Genomic DNA, 13541 nt, shown 5'->3' with positions numbered 1-13541 from the left:
GGGGAACGCTTGAAATCCCTTGAAACCACAAGGTACATGCCGGTACTGCCAGATGCGCTAAGGTTGCCACTCCATGAAACGCCAGGAGGGTGCCGTCATGAGTGCCAAGGTCATTTTTTCACAACGCCTCATCACCGAAGCCAATGCGAGGCTTTGCGAGAAGCGCTCGGGCAGAGTGCGCGAGAGGGGGCGTCGCTGGTCCGCCGAAGTGGAGGACATCATCTATAACACCCGTGTTAGCCGGGAGGAGATCCGCGCGGCGCTTGAAGCCGCGATGCGAAGGCTTGGCCAGGGTTGAATATGCATGGCGACGGATCGCTACAACTTCATCTACACGGAGCTTGTGACAGATGATGTCGACTTTCTGGGCATGATTTCCTATGCCCTGTACAAGCGGCAGAAGATCGAGTTCATCCAGGGTTGGCGGGACAGGCTCGGCGAAGATCCCCAGGAAGCAGACTTCCGACACTTCCAAGAGGTCAGCAACTCTCGCTTCCAACTGGAGGTCTACCGCAGCCAGGCAGGCAAGCTGGCCGAGGACTTTCTGAACACGACGTTGGAGGGCAGGGCGCAAGAGCTTGAGCGGCGCCTGGCGGAGCAAGCGACCGAGGAACTTCGGCGTCACAAGCCAAGTTACTGGACCGGCGTGTCCCAGGGCGTGGTTGCCTCGGTGATTTCCGTGTTGCTGCTCGGTTTGCTGGTGATGTTCACCTGGAGCCTGAACCAGGGGCCTCGACAAGTCATCGAGCAGGTCTTCAATGTCAGAATCATTGACCTGCACACAGCACTCGACGACGAACCAATAAACGCCGGCATGTAGTGAAAATCACTATCACCGCTCGCGCAACGCCTCCGTCCGCGCCTTCAGCACCGGCTTCAACAGATAGTCCAGCACGCTCTTCTGCCCGGTGATGATATCCACCGTGGCCACCATCCCCGGAATGATCAGCAGCGGTTTGTTGTCCCCACCCAGGTGGTTCTTGTCCGTGCGTACCTGGATCAGGTAGAACGCATTGCCCTTGTCGTCGGTGACGGTGTCCGCGCCGATCAGCTCCAGCTTGGCCTTCAAACCACCGTAGATGGTGTAGTCGTAGGCGCTGAACTTGACCATCGCGGTCTGCCCCGGGTGCAGGAATGCCACGTCCTGGGGTCTTACCTTGGCCTCGATCAGCAGGTTGTCCTCGATCGGCACGATCTCCACCAGGTCGCTGCCGGGCTGGACCACGCCGCCGATGGTGTTGACCTTGAGCAGCTTGACGATGCCGCGCACCGGCGACACCACGGTGGTGCGGTTGACCCGGTCGTCGATGGCGATGCTGGTGGCGGTGATCTTCGACAGCTCCGTGCGCTTGTCGTTGAGCTCCTTGGCGGCGTCGGAGCGAAAGCTGGCGTCGGACTCCTGGATCTTGCTGCGGATTTCGGCGATCGCCGCCTCGGCGCGGGGGATCGCCAGGTTGGTGGCATTGAGCTGGCCGCGCGCCTCGACGCTGCGCTGCTTCAGGCGCAGGATCTCCACCGGGGAGATGGCGCCCTTGCCCACCAGCGGCGAGGACATGTCCAGTTCCTGCTGCAAAAGGCCCACGGCCGAACGGTACTGGTCGGCCTTGGAGCGGAACTCGGCCAGTTCCTGGGTCTTCTGCCGCAGTTGTTCGTTGAGGGTCTGCTTCTCGCTGGCCAGGCGCCGCTGGCGCGACTGGTACAAGGCGATTTCGTCCTCGGCCACCTGCGGTGCCTTGCCGCGTACCTCGTCGGACGGCACGAAGGGGCGGCCGTCGGACTCGGCCGACAGGCGTTCGACCTGGGCGGTCAGCGCATAGCGATCAGCCTCGCTCTCGCCCTTGTTCGACTTGAAGCGGGTGTCGTCCAGGCGCAACAGGGTCGCGCCCTTGTCGACCATCTGCCCTTCGCGCACGAAGATCTCGGTGACGATGCCGCCCTCGAGGTTCTGCACCACCTGCACCTTGCTCGATGGGATGGCCTTGCCCTCGCCGACGGTGACCTCGTCGAGCACCGCGAAGTTGGCCCAGGCCAGGGCCACCAGCAGCAGGATCGCCGCCAGCCACACGGTCAGGCGCGACAGGCTGGGGGACTCCTGCAAGGTGGCGCCGGCCAGTTCCGGCATGTAGTCGCGTTCGGCGCGCTTGTCGGCGCCCTGGAGGTAGCTGCGCACGCTGTGGCTGAGGGGCATGTTCTACCTCCGATGCAGGCCGGTGCCTTTGTGGGAGCGGGCTTGCCCCGCGATGACGCTATCGCGGGGCAAGCCCGCTCCCACCGGGATCTCAGATTGTTGTTTTACAGCGCCGCGCCGATACGACCTTTGCGCAGTGCGTCGATGACCGCGTCCTTCGGCCCGTCGGCGACGATCTTGCCGTTGTCCAGCACCAGCAGCCGGTCCACCAGGCTGAGCATCGAGGTGCGGTGGGTGACCAGTAGGAGGGTCTTGCCCGGCACCCAGTCCAGCAGGCGCTGACGCAGTTGCTCCTCGCTGCTGTTGTCCATGTGGCTGGTGGGCTCGTCGAGGATCAGGATCGGCGGTTCCAGCAGCAGGGCCCGGGCCAGGAGCACGGCCTGGCGCTGGCCGCCGGACAGCAGCTGGCCGCGTTCGCCCACCGGGCGGTCGAAACCTTGCGGGTGCTGGCGGGCCAGTTCGCTGACCCCGGTCAGTTCGGCCACCTCGAGCATTCGCGCATCGCTGACATGGCGGGCGCCGAGGGTGAGGTTGTCGCGCAGGCTGCCGGCCAGCAGGGGCAGGTCGTGGGTCACGTAGCCGAGCTGGCTGCGCAGGTCGGCGATGTCCAGCTGGCGCAGGTCGAGGTTGTCCAGCAACACCTGGCCTTCGTCAGGGTGATGAAAGCCCATCAGCAGGCGGGCGAGGGTGCTCTTGCCCGAGCCGCTGCGGCCGATGATGCCGATGCGCTCGCCCGGCTTGAGCGTGGCGCTGACATCGTTGAGCGCCGGGGCTGTCTGCCCGGCATAGCGGAAGGTGGCGTGGTTGATGCTGATGCCGCCCAGCAGGGCGGTGTGTTCCAGGGCCTGGTGCTCGGCTTCGCGTTCCTGGGGCAGGCTCATCAGCGCATCGGTGCTGCGCATGGTCAGCTGCGCCTGCTGGTAGCGGGTGATCAGCCCGGCGATCTGGCCCAGCGGTGCGAGCACCCGGCTGCCGAGCATGTAGCTGGCCACCAGCGCGCCGACGCTGAGGTTGCCGGCGATGATGCTGTACACCCCGGCGACGATGGTGGCCATGCCGCAGAACTGCTGGATGAACAGCGTGCCGTTGCTGGCCAGCGAGGACAGGTTGCGGGCATGGGCGTCGAGGCGGGCGATGGCGCCGTTGGTGTGTTCCCACTGGTACTGGCGCTCGCTTTCGGCGCCGCAGGCCTTGAGGGTTTCCAGGCCGCCGAGGGTTTCGATCAGCAGCGCCTGGCGCACCGCGCCGAGGCTCAGGCTCTTTTGCACCGTGTCACGCAGGCGCACCTGGATGAACAGCGCCAGGCCCACGGCCAGCGGGAAGGCGATCAGCGGGATTACTACCAGCCAGCCGCCGAGCAGGCCGATCACCAGCAGCATCAGCGCCACGAACGGCAGGTCGATGATGCTGGTCAGGGTGACCGCGGTGAGGAACTCACGCAGCCCCTGGAAGTCATGGATGCTCTGGGCGAAGCCGCCGATGGTGGCGGGTCGCGCCTTCATGCTCATGCCGGTGATGCGTTCGAACAGGGTGGCCGAGAGAATCAGGTCGGTCTTCTTGCCGGCCTGGTCCAGCAGGTGTGCACGAACCATGCGCAGCACCAGCTCGAAGGCGGTGCCGATGAACAGGCCGGCCACCAGCACCCACAAGGTGGACAGCGCCTGGTTGGGCACCACGCGGTCGTAGGTCTGCATGACGAACAGCGGCACCATCAACCCCAGCAGGTTGATCAGCAGGCTGGCCAGCAGGGCATCGCCATACAGCCAGCGGGAGTGGCGCAGGGTGTCGCGGAACCAGGCATTGACCCGTGGGATCAGCGGGGCGCGCACCTCTTCCAGGGTATGGCGAGGACGGGCGAACAGGACCTGGCCGCTGTAGGCCTCGGCCAGGGCATCGCGTTCGACCCACTGCTCGCCGCCTTCGGCTTCGCACGGCAGCAGCAGGGCCCGGCCGTTGTTCCCCCAGCGTTGCAGCACGGCGCTGCGGCCGTCGTTGAGGATCAGCAGAACCGGCAGGTTGAGTGCCGAGATGGCGTCCAGGTCACGTTGCAGGACCCGCGCCTGCAACCCCGCCCGCGCGGCGGCGCGGGGCAGCAGGGCCAGGGGCAGGCGTTGCTCGGCCAGCGGCAGGCCGCTGCACAGGCTGGCGCGGCTGGCAGGGCAGCCGTGCAGCTTGCACAGGATCAGCAGGCCATCGAGCAACGGATCATCAACATCCAGGCGCGGTTGCGCGCTTTGCATACTGGTCACGATGGCCTACTCCTGCCGCGGTGGACGGGAAATGGGCGCTGGCGAAAAGTCCCTTGTCTCGTCAGAACCTAACGCATGTCGGGCAGTTTCGCCTCGTTGCGTACTTCGGTCTTGGCGATGGCCTCGGGCGGCAGCGAGATGTGCTGCTTGCTCAGTAACTCACCCATGGTCGCCAGGACCCGGTACATGGAGAACTCTTCGGTGTAGCGCACTTCGGTATAGCGCCGGTTGGCGTTGTACAGCTCGTTCTCGCTGTCGAGCACGTCGAGCAGGGTGCGCTGGCCCAGGCCGAACTGGTCCTGGTAGGCGGCGCGCACGCGCTGGGTGGTTTCGGCGTACTCGCGGGCGCTCGGGGTCTGCTTGCGGGCGTTGTTCATCGCGTTCCAGGCCAGGCTGAGGTTTTCGTTCAGCTCGCGCAGGGCGTTGTTGCGGATGTCCATCGCCTGGTTGATCTTGTGCGCGTCGGACTGCAGGCGGGCCTTGTCGCTGCCGCCGCGGAACAGGTTGTAGCTGAGCTCGACGCCGGCCTGCCAGTCGTTGTTGTCGTGGCCTTTCTGGCCGCCGATGTTGTTGTTGGCGCCGGTGGCCAGCACCGCGTCCAGGCGCGGGTAGAAGGGCGACTTGGCCACTTCGTATTGCTGCTCGGCGGAGCGTACGTCAGCCTGCGCCGACTTCAGGTAGGGGTTGTTCTCCAGCATGCCCTGGCGGGCATTGAGCAGGTCACCCGGTACTTCGCCCTTGATCGTGACCGGTGTTTCCAGCTCGTCCGGCATGCGCCCGACTACGCTGTAGAAGTTGGCCTCGGCGTCGGCCAGGTCGACCTCGGCGGTGTCCAGGTTGTTCTCGGCCAGGGCGCGACGGGCGCGGGACTGGTCGAGGTCGGCGGTGCTGCCCACGCCACGTTCGCTGCGCAGGCCGATCTGGTCGTTGACCCGCAGGTGGGCCTGCAGGTTGTTCTTGGCCAGGGTCACCAGCTCGCGGCGCTTGAGCACCTCGAGGTAGACCTCGATGGCGCGCAGGGCGATGCTCTCGGCGGTGGCCTGGGTGTAGTAGGCACGCGAGGTGGCCACCGCTTCGGTGCGGGCGACCTCGTTGGAGGTGTTGAAGCCGTCGAACAGCATCTGCCGCAGGCGCAGTTCGGACTGGGTGTAGTTGAGGGTTTCCTTGTTGTGGTTACGCGTGCCGTCGGGGTTGAAGCCGCGGGTGTTGGTGTTGTCCGAGCGTTGCCGGCCGTAGCCGGCGACCAGATCGACGGTTGGGTAGTACCCCCCGCGGGCGAACTTCACATCCTCGTCGGCCGACAGCCTGCTGTTGCGGCTGGCGCTGATCTCGGGATGCTGGTCCACGGCGTTCTGGACAGCCTCGGTGATCGACATCGCCTGACTGTTGGCACACGCCATGGCCAACAAAATCGCACTGGTGATGGGGGTTAAAGCGCGCATGGGGTACATCTCCCTGGTCTTGAATAATGTCCTGCTAATCGCCAAAAAAATGACGAAAAATTAGAATCAAACCGTTTCAGGTTTGTAACAACAGAGCTAAGAACATTTATCGGGCGAGCTAAGAAGATTTTTTCATAAGATATATGCGAAAAAAAACTTATGCGGTCTAAGGAATCCGCGACATTGTTTCATTCAGGCGGTTACGGGAATTGGCTGGGACAGGCGATTTTCGGGCCTTGGTGAAAGTTCCAGATTTTTTGCAGCTAAGGAGACAGGGGAGGAAGGCGAAAGCGGAATTTGGCGACAAAAAAATGGCACTCAATAATGGCCATTCGCCCTCTCTGCTATCGCGGCAGTCGTCACAAGGAGCGTGGTTTCTCACGAACGTGACAGCAGCGATCCACCAGCCATGGCACTCGGAACGTTGCGCACATTACCCGGCACGCCTTGATCTGCGAAAAGCCCATCGGCAGGGGAGGCGTACGCTCATGGCTAAATTAGTCGGTGTAGTCGGCAAGGTGATCGGCCAGGTATTCGCAGTGGGCGACGATGGTCATCGCCGCCTGTTGGTGGAGGGTGACCGGTTGTTCGCTGGCGAACAGCTCGAGACCGGCAGCGAGGGCGCCGTGGCGGTGCGGCTGCACAATGGCGCGGAGCTGACCCTGGGTCGCGGCAGCAGCCTGGAGATGACCACCGATCTGCTGGCCAATCGCGCGCCCCATGTGCAGGCGCCGGACGCGCAGCCCAGCGAGGCCCAGCTCAGCGATGTCGAGCAACTGCAAAAAGCCATTGCCGCAGGCGCCGACCCCACCCAGGAGGCCGAGGCGACGGCGGCGGGCGGCAACCCGTCGGGTGTGTCGGGGGCGCTCGGCGGGGGGCACAGTTTCGTGATACTGACCGAGGTGGCCGCCCGGGTGGATCCCACCATCGGCTTCCCCACCGCAGGATTCAATGGTTTCCCCTTGCTGGCCAATCTCGAACTCGGTGGCCTAGACGGCAACGATGACGGGCCGGTATTGGCCGATGCGCCAGCGATCGACAATCCGGTCAGCCTTAATGGCCTGGATATCAGCCCCGCCGAATTGACCCTGGACGAAGCCAACCTGCCCCAGGGCTCGGCCAGCAATCCGGCGGCCCTGACCCAGTCAGGCAGCTTCACGGTGGTGGCTGCCGACGGCGTGTTCAACCTCAGTGTCGGCGGCATCAATGTGGTCACGGCGGGCGTGGTCACCGGCGTCGGGCAGTCCATCGTCACCGGGCTCGGCAATGTACTGACCATCACCGGCTACAACCCGGCCACCGGCGTGGTGAGCTACAGCTACACCCTGACCGGCGCCGAGCAGCACCCGGACGGCGCGGGCAGCAATACCCTGGGCGAGCAGTTCCCGGTGCTGGTCAGCGACACGGACGGCGACGTGGCCAGTGGCACGCTCGATGTGATCATCCGTGACGATGTGCCACGGGCGGTGAACGACACCAATGCCACCGCTGCCACCGAGCAGCAGGTGGAACTCAGCGGCAATGTGCTGAGCAACGATATCCAGGGGGCGGACCGCATCCCCAGCGGTCCGGTGGTGGCCGGCACCTTCGTCGGCACCTACGGCACCCTGGTCCTGGCGGCGGACGGTTCCTACACCTACACCCTCAACACCAACGACCCGGACTTCAAGAACCTGCACGGCGGTGGCAATGGGGTGGAGACCTTCACCTACACCCTGAAGGACGCCGACGGCGATACCAGCACCGCGACCTTGACCCTCAATGTCAGCAACCTCGACGATCCGGTGACGCTGGGCGGTCTGAACGTGAACGGTGGCGAACTGACTGTCTACGAGAAGAACCTGGCCGACGGCAGCGCGCCGAACCCAGGTGCACTGACCCAGAGCGGCACTTTCACGGTCAGCGCGCCGGATGGCTTGCAATCCTTGAGCGTCGGCGGCATCAGCGTGGTCAGCGGCGGCGTGGCGGCTAGCTTCCCGCAGTCGATCACCACGGCCCTGGGCAATACCCTGACCATCACCGGCTACAACCCGGCCACGGGCGTGATCAGCTACAGCTATACCTTGCTGGACAATGAGAGCCACGCCAACGGTGATGGCGCCAACAGCCTGTCCGAGCACTTCACCGTCACGGCCACGGACACCGACGGCAGCACGGCCAATGGCTCGCTGGACGTGAACATCGTCGATGACCTGCCCAAGGCCGTGAACGACAGCAATGCCACTGCCGCCACCGAGCAGCATGTTGAACTCAGCGGCAATGTGCTGAGCAACGATATCCAGGGGGCGGACCGTATCCCAAGCGGTCCGGTGGTGGCCGGTACCTTCGTCGGCACCTACGGCACCCTGGTCCTGGCTGCGGACGGTTCCTACACCTACACCCTCAACACCAACGACCCGGACTTCAAGAGCCTGAACGGCGGTGGCAATGGGGTGGAGACCTTCACCTACACCCTGAAGGATGCCGACGGCGACACCAGCACCGCGACCCTGACCCTCAACGTCAGCAACCTCAACGAGCCGGTGACCCTGGGCGGTCTGGACGTAAACGGTGGCGAGCTGACCGTCTACGAGAAGAACCTGGCCGACGGCAGCGCGCCGAACCCGGGTGCCCTGACCCAGAGCGGCACTTTCACGGTCAGCGCGCCGGATGGCCTGCAATCCTTGAGCGTCGGCGGCATCAGCGTGGTCAGCGGCGGCGTGGCGGCGAGCTTCCCGCAGTCGATCACCACGGCTCTTGGCAACACCCTGACCATTACTGGCTACAACCCGACCACGGGCGTGATCAGCTACAGCTACACCTTGCTGGACAACGAAAGCCACGCCAACGGCGACGGCGCCAACAGCCTGTCCGAGCACTTCACCGTCACGGCCACGGACACCGACGGCAGTACGGCCAATGGCTCGCTGGACGTGAACATCGTCGATGACCTGCCCAAGGCCAATCCTGATTCGGCCAGTGTCGTCGAAGGCGGCACGGTCAGCGGCAACGTGCTCGACAACGACACCTCAGGCGCGGATGTGCGCACCGATGGTAAGTACGTGGTCGGCGTGCGGGCCGGCGCCGATACCTCGACCTCGGCCAGCGGCCAGCTGGGCACTCAGGTACAGGGCCAGTACGGTTACCTGACCTTGGACGCCCAGGGCAACGCCACCTACCACGCCAACCCCAACGCCGTGGCACCTGCCGGGGCCACAGACGTGTTCGTCTACACCGTGCGGGACAGTGACGGCGACGAAAGCACCACCACCATCACCATCGACGTGCGTGATTGCTCGCTGATCGCCGGTGCCGACAGCGAAGTCACGGTCTACGAGAAAGCCCTCGACCTGACCAAGGATGGCAACGACCTGGCCGCAGGGAATGTGGTCGGCAGCCAGCCAGGCTCGACCGGCGAGACGGCCAGCGGCTCGTTGGCCAGCTCCATCAGTGGCGGAACCGGGGCGCTGACCTTCACCCTGGTCGGCAATGCCACCGGCCAGTACGGCCAGATCCAGCTGAACGCCGATGGCTCCTACACCTACACCCTGACCTCGGCGCCGAACTCGCCGAATCACGTCAACGACGGGCCGAACGTGCTGACGGAAACCTTCACCTACCAGGTGAAGGACTCGCTCGGCAATTCGACCACCAGCACCATCGTGATCAGCATCGTCGACGACGTGCCCAAGGCTCACAGCGACTTCGCCAATGTCTACGAAGGCGGTACCGTCAGCGGCAATGTGCTGGTCAACGATGTGATTGGCGCGGACGTGCCGGCCGATGGCAAGTATGTGGTTGGCGTGCGCGCAGGCAGCGACACCTCGACCTCGGCCATTGGCCAGCTGGGCAGCAATGTGGTTGGGCAGTATGGCTACCTGACCCTCGACGCCCAGGGCAACGCCACCTACCACGCCAACCCTGACAGCGTGGCGCCGGCCGGTGCCACGGACGTGTTCGTCTACACCATCCGCGACGCCGATGGCGACGAGAGCACCACCACCATCACCATCGACGTGCACGATATCTCGCTGGTCGCCTGCCCCGACGACACGGCCAAGGTTTACGAGAAAGCCCTGGACCTGACCAAGGATGGCAACGACCTGGCCGCTGGCACCGTCACCGGCAGTGACCCGCACGCCACCACGGAAACCACCAGCGGCTCGCTGGCCGGTTCGGTCAGTGGCGGCATCGGTGCCCTGACCTTCACCCTGGTGGGCAATGCCGCCGGGCAGTATGGCCAGATCCAGCTGAACAGCGATGGCACCTATACCTACACCCTGACTTCGGCGCCGAACTCGCCCAACCACGCCAACGATGGCCCGAATGTGGTCGCCGAGAGCTTCACTTATCAGGTGAAGGACTCGCTCGGCAACACCACCACTAGCACCATCGTGGTCAGCATCGTCGACGATGTGCCCAAGGCCCATTGCGACGTGGCCTCGGTCAAGGAGGGCGCCAGTGTCAGCGGCAACGTGCTGGACAACGATGTGGTCGGCGCCGATGTACGTGCCGACGGGCAATATGTGGTCGGTGTGCGTTCAGGTTCCGATACCTCGACGTCAGCCATCGGCCATGTCGGCGACACGATCGTCGGCCAGTACGGCTACCTGACCCTGGACAGCCAGGGCAACGCCACCTACCACGCCAACCCCGACAGCGTGCCGCCCGCCGGGGCGACCGACAGCTTCGTCTATACCATCCGCGACGCCGATGGCGACGAGAGCACCACGACCATCCGCATCAATGTCCAGGACAGCAAGCTGGTGGCGTGCGAGGACAACGACGTCACCGTCTACGAAAAAGCCCTGGACCTGCACAAGGATGGCAACGACCTGGCCGCCGGCAACGTGACCGGCAGCGATCCGGGCTCCACCGGCGAGACCGCCTCCGGCAGCCTGGTCGGCTCGGTGCATGGCGGCGTCGGCGCCCTGACCTACAGCCTGGTCGGCAGTGCTGCGGGCCAGTACGGCCAGATCCAGCTCAACGCCGATGGCTCCTACACCTACACCCTGACCTCGGCGCCGAAGACCCCGGGTGGCGCCAACGACGGGGCCAACACCGTCAACGAGTACTTCGCCTACAAGGCCACCGACGCCCTGGGCAACAGCGTCACCAGCACCATCGCCATCAACATCGTCGACGATGTGCCGAAGGTGCAATGCGCGGTGCGCAGCATCACGCCCGGCCAGGTGGACTCCAACATCCTGCTGGTGGTGGACGTTTCCAGCAGCATGGCCGCAAGCTCCGGCGTTCCGGGCTTGACCCGCCTGGAGCTGGCCAAGCAGGCCATCAGCGCCTTGCTCGACAAGTACGACGAGATGGGCGACATCAAGGTGCAGATCGTCACCTTCGGCACCGGCGCCGAGATGAAGACGCCGGTGTGGGTCTCGATCAGCGAGGCCAAGAGCCTGATCGCCGGGCTCAATCCCGGCGGCTCGACCTACTACGACTCGGCGGCCACCAAGGCCCAGGAAGCCTTCGCCACCACCGGCAAGCTGGTGGGGGCGCAGAACATCAGCTACTTCTTCTCCGACGGCGAGCCCACCAACGGCCACGCCATGACGGCGCCGCGCGAGGCCGCCTGGGAAACCTTCCTCGACAACAACGGCATCAAGTCCTACGCCATCGGCATGGGCAGCGGCGTCAACGAGGGCAACCTCGACCCGCTGGCGTACGACGGCAGCAGCCATACCGACACCAACTCGGTGGTGGTCACCGACCTCAGCCAGCTGAGTGCGGTGCTCTCCGGCACGGTGCTGGGCGCGCCGATCACCGGCAGCCTGATGAGCGGCGGCGACTTCGGGGCCGACGGCGGCTTCATCAAGGCGCTGCTGGTGGACGGCACCACCTACACCTACGATCCGAAGGCCAATGGTGGGCAGGGCGGCTATGCGGTCAGTGGCGGGGTGGACAAGGCCTCGTTCGACACCGTGAGCAACAGCCTGAACATCAAGACCGCCCTGGGCGGCACCCTGGTGGTGGACATGGACAACGGCGAGTTCACCTACACGCCGCCCAAGGACAACGGCAGCGGCCAGGTGGAGAAGTTCGGCTTCACCGCCAGCGACAACGACGGCGATACCCGCAGCGCCAGCCTGACGGTGAACATCAACAGCAACGGCGCGCCGGTCGCCGGCGCCGACCACATCATCACCAACATCAAGGGCGCCACCCTGAGCGTGCCGGCAGAGGCCTTGCTGGCCAATGACAGCGATCCGGACCACGACACCCTGAGCGCCGCGCCGACCACCTTCAACACCAACTTCGCCGACAAGGGCGCGGGCTTCACGGCGGGCACGCAGGCGCAGACCATCACCTTCAACGCCACCGCCAACAAGGCCGAGAACCAGTTGCGCGACCTGGCCCGCAGCGAGTTCACCAGCCTCAACGGCAGCATGACCGCCGCCCTGGTGGTGGCCGGTTACCTGGGCTCGATCAGCAGTGCCAACGCCAACGACGAAGACACCTTGACGGTCACCCTGCGCAAGGGCGAGACCCTGACCCTCGACCATGACCGGCCCGCCGGCAACCTGCTGATGGAATGGAAGGATGGCAGCGGCAGCTACCAGACCATCGCCGATGGCGGCAGCTTCACGGCCACCCATGACGGTGTGTACAGCATCCATGTGATCAACACCGAGAACGCCTCGGGCAACAGCAAGGCCGCCGAGAACTACAAGCTGAGCCTGGTGGTGGACTACAGCAACGCCAGCAATGACGACTACCACGGCAGCTACAGCGTCAGCGACAACCACGGCGGTACGGCCACCGGCGCGGTGGAAATCACCTATCAGGCCGGCAACACCCTCACAGGTACTTCAGGGGACGATGTGCTGCTGGCCGGAACGGGCGACACCACCCTGCACGGCGGCGCCGGCAACGATGTGCTGGTGGCCGGCGCAGGCAACGACAGCCTGTATGGCGGCGACGGCGACGACCTGTTGATCGGCGGGCCGGGCAATGACCTGCTCGACGGCGGCCCCGGCAACGACACCGCCAGCTATGCCAGGGCAAGCAGCGGCGTGACCGTCGACCTGGGCCATGTCGGCCAGCAGAACACCGTCGGCGCGGGGCTGGATACCCTCAACGGCATCGAGAACCTGATAGGCTCGGACTACAACGACACCCTGACCGGAAACGACGGCGACAACCTGCTCAACGGTGGCGCGGGTAACGATGTGCTCAGGGGCGGTGGCGGCAATGACATCCTGATCGGCGGGCGCGGCGATGACACCCTCACTGGTGGCAGCGGCAACGACACCTTCGTCTGGCAGAAGGGCGATACCGGGCACGACACCGTGACCGACTTCACCCCGGGCAGTGACCGGCTGGACCTGTCGCAACTGTTGCAAGGCGAGAATGCCACCAGCGCGTCGCTGGACGACTACCTGCACTTCAAGGTCAGTGGCAGCGGCGTCAACGTGGTGTCGACCATCGAAGTGAGCAGCGTCGCCGGCGCGGCGCCGACCCAGACCATCGACCTGGCCGGGGTGGACCTGGCGCAGCACTACGGGGTCGCGGCCGGGGCGGGCGGGGTGATCGCGGCGGGGCATGACACCGCGACCATCATCACTGGCATGCTCAATGACCATTCGTTGAAGGTGGATACGGTGTAACGCAGGCGCGCATCGCGGGGCAAGCCCGCTCCCACAAGCGCTGTATTGGCCTTGTGGGAGCGGG

Annotated in this window: 6 protein-coding genes; 3 read left to right on the top strand and 3 right to left on the bottom strand. The window is 65.0% G+C overall.

Going from position 1 to position 13541, the window contains the following annotated elements:
* The first annotated feature begins 97 nt into the window (after window positions 1-97).
* Both HU735_RS17525 and HU735_RS17520 read left to right on the top strand, forming a co-directional pair.
* A complete protein-coding gene (locus HU735_RS17525; protein WP_186714532.1) occupies window positions 98-298 on the top strand; it encodes a hypothetical protein in 201 nt (66 codons plus the stop codon).
* A 6-nt stretch (window positions 299-304) separates the two neighbouring features.
* The gene (locus tag HU735_RS17520) at window positions 305-820 is read left to right on the top strand and encodes a hypothetical protein (RefSeq protein WP_186714531.1); all 516 of its coding nucleotides are present in this window, start codon (window positions 305-307) and stop codon (window positions 818-820) included.
* Between the two features lie 12 nt (window positions 821-832).
* Here HU735_RS17520 and HU735_RS17515 read toward each other — a convergent pair whose 3' ends face one another.
* From HU735_RS17515 to HU735_RS17505, 3 genes are all read right to left on the bottom strand, one after another.
* Window positions 833-2188, bottom strand: a complete 1356-nt coding sequence (locus tag HU735_RS17515) for an HlyD family type I secretion periplasmic adaptor subunit (protein ID WP_186714530.1) — start codon at window positions 2186-2188, stop codon at window positions 833-835.
* Between the two features lie 104 nt (window positions 2189-2292).
* Window positions 2293-4428: a type I secretion system permease/ATPase gene (locus HU735_RS17510; protein WP_186714553.1), complete on the bottom strand. Its 2136-nt coding sequence runs from the start codon at window positions 4426-4428 to the stop codon at window positions 2293-2295.
* Window positions 4429-4505: 77 nt separating this feature from the next.
* Window positions 4506-5879, bottom strand: coding sequence for a TolC family outer membrane protein (locus HU735_RS17505; protein WP_186714529.1), 1374 nt, complete (start codon window positions 5877-5879; stop codon window positions 4506-4508).
* A gap of 488 nt (window positions 5880-6367) precedes the next feature.
* On the opposite strand from HU735_RS17505, the gene HU735_RS17500 reads away from it, so the two are divergent.
* Window positions 6368-13477: a retention module-containing protein gene (locus HU735_RS17500; protein WP_186714528.1), complete on the top strand. Its 7110-nt coding sequence runs from the start codon at window positions 6368-6370 to the stop codon at window positions 13475-13477.
* The last annotated feature ends 64 nt before the right edge of the window (window positions 13478-13541 follow it).

This window comes from Pseudomonas sp. BW16M2, from assembly GCF_014268865.1.
Lineage (GTDB): Bacteria > Pseudomonadota > Gammaproteobacteria > Pseudomonadales > Pseudomonadaceae > Aquipseudomonas > Aquipseudomonas peradeniyensis.
Note: the sequence above shows the minus strand (reverse complement) of the source record. Positions and strands in the feature narration are given on the sequence as shown.

Coding starts and splice junctions, on each gene's coding strand:
- HU735_RS17525 (WP_186714532.1), top strand. CDS start 98: ATGAGTGCCAAGGTCATTTTTTCACAACGCCTCATCACCGAAGCCAAT.
- HU735_RS17520 (WP_186714531.1), top strand. CDS start 305: ATGGCGACGGATCGCTACAACTTCATCTACACGGAGCTTGTGACAGAT.
- HU735_RS17515 (WP_186714530.1), bottom strand. CDS start 2,188: ATGCCCCTCAGCCACAGCGTGCGCAGCTACCTCCAGGGCGCCGACAAG.
- HU735_RS17510 (WP_186714553.1), bottom strand. CDS start 4,428: ATGCAAAGCGCGCAACCGCGCCTGGATGTTGATGATCCGTTGCTCGAT.
- HU735_RS17505 (WP_186714529.1), bottom strand. CDS start 5,879: ATGCGCGCTTTAACCCCCATCACCAGTGCGATTTTGTTGGCCATGGCG.
- HU735_RS17500 (WP_186714528.1), top strand. CDS start 6,368: ATGGCTAAATTAGTCGGTGTAGTCGGCAAGGTGATCGGCCAGGTATTC.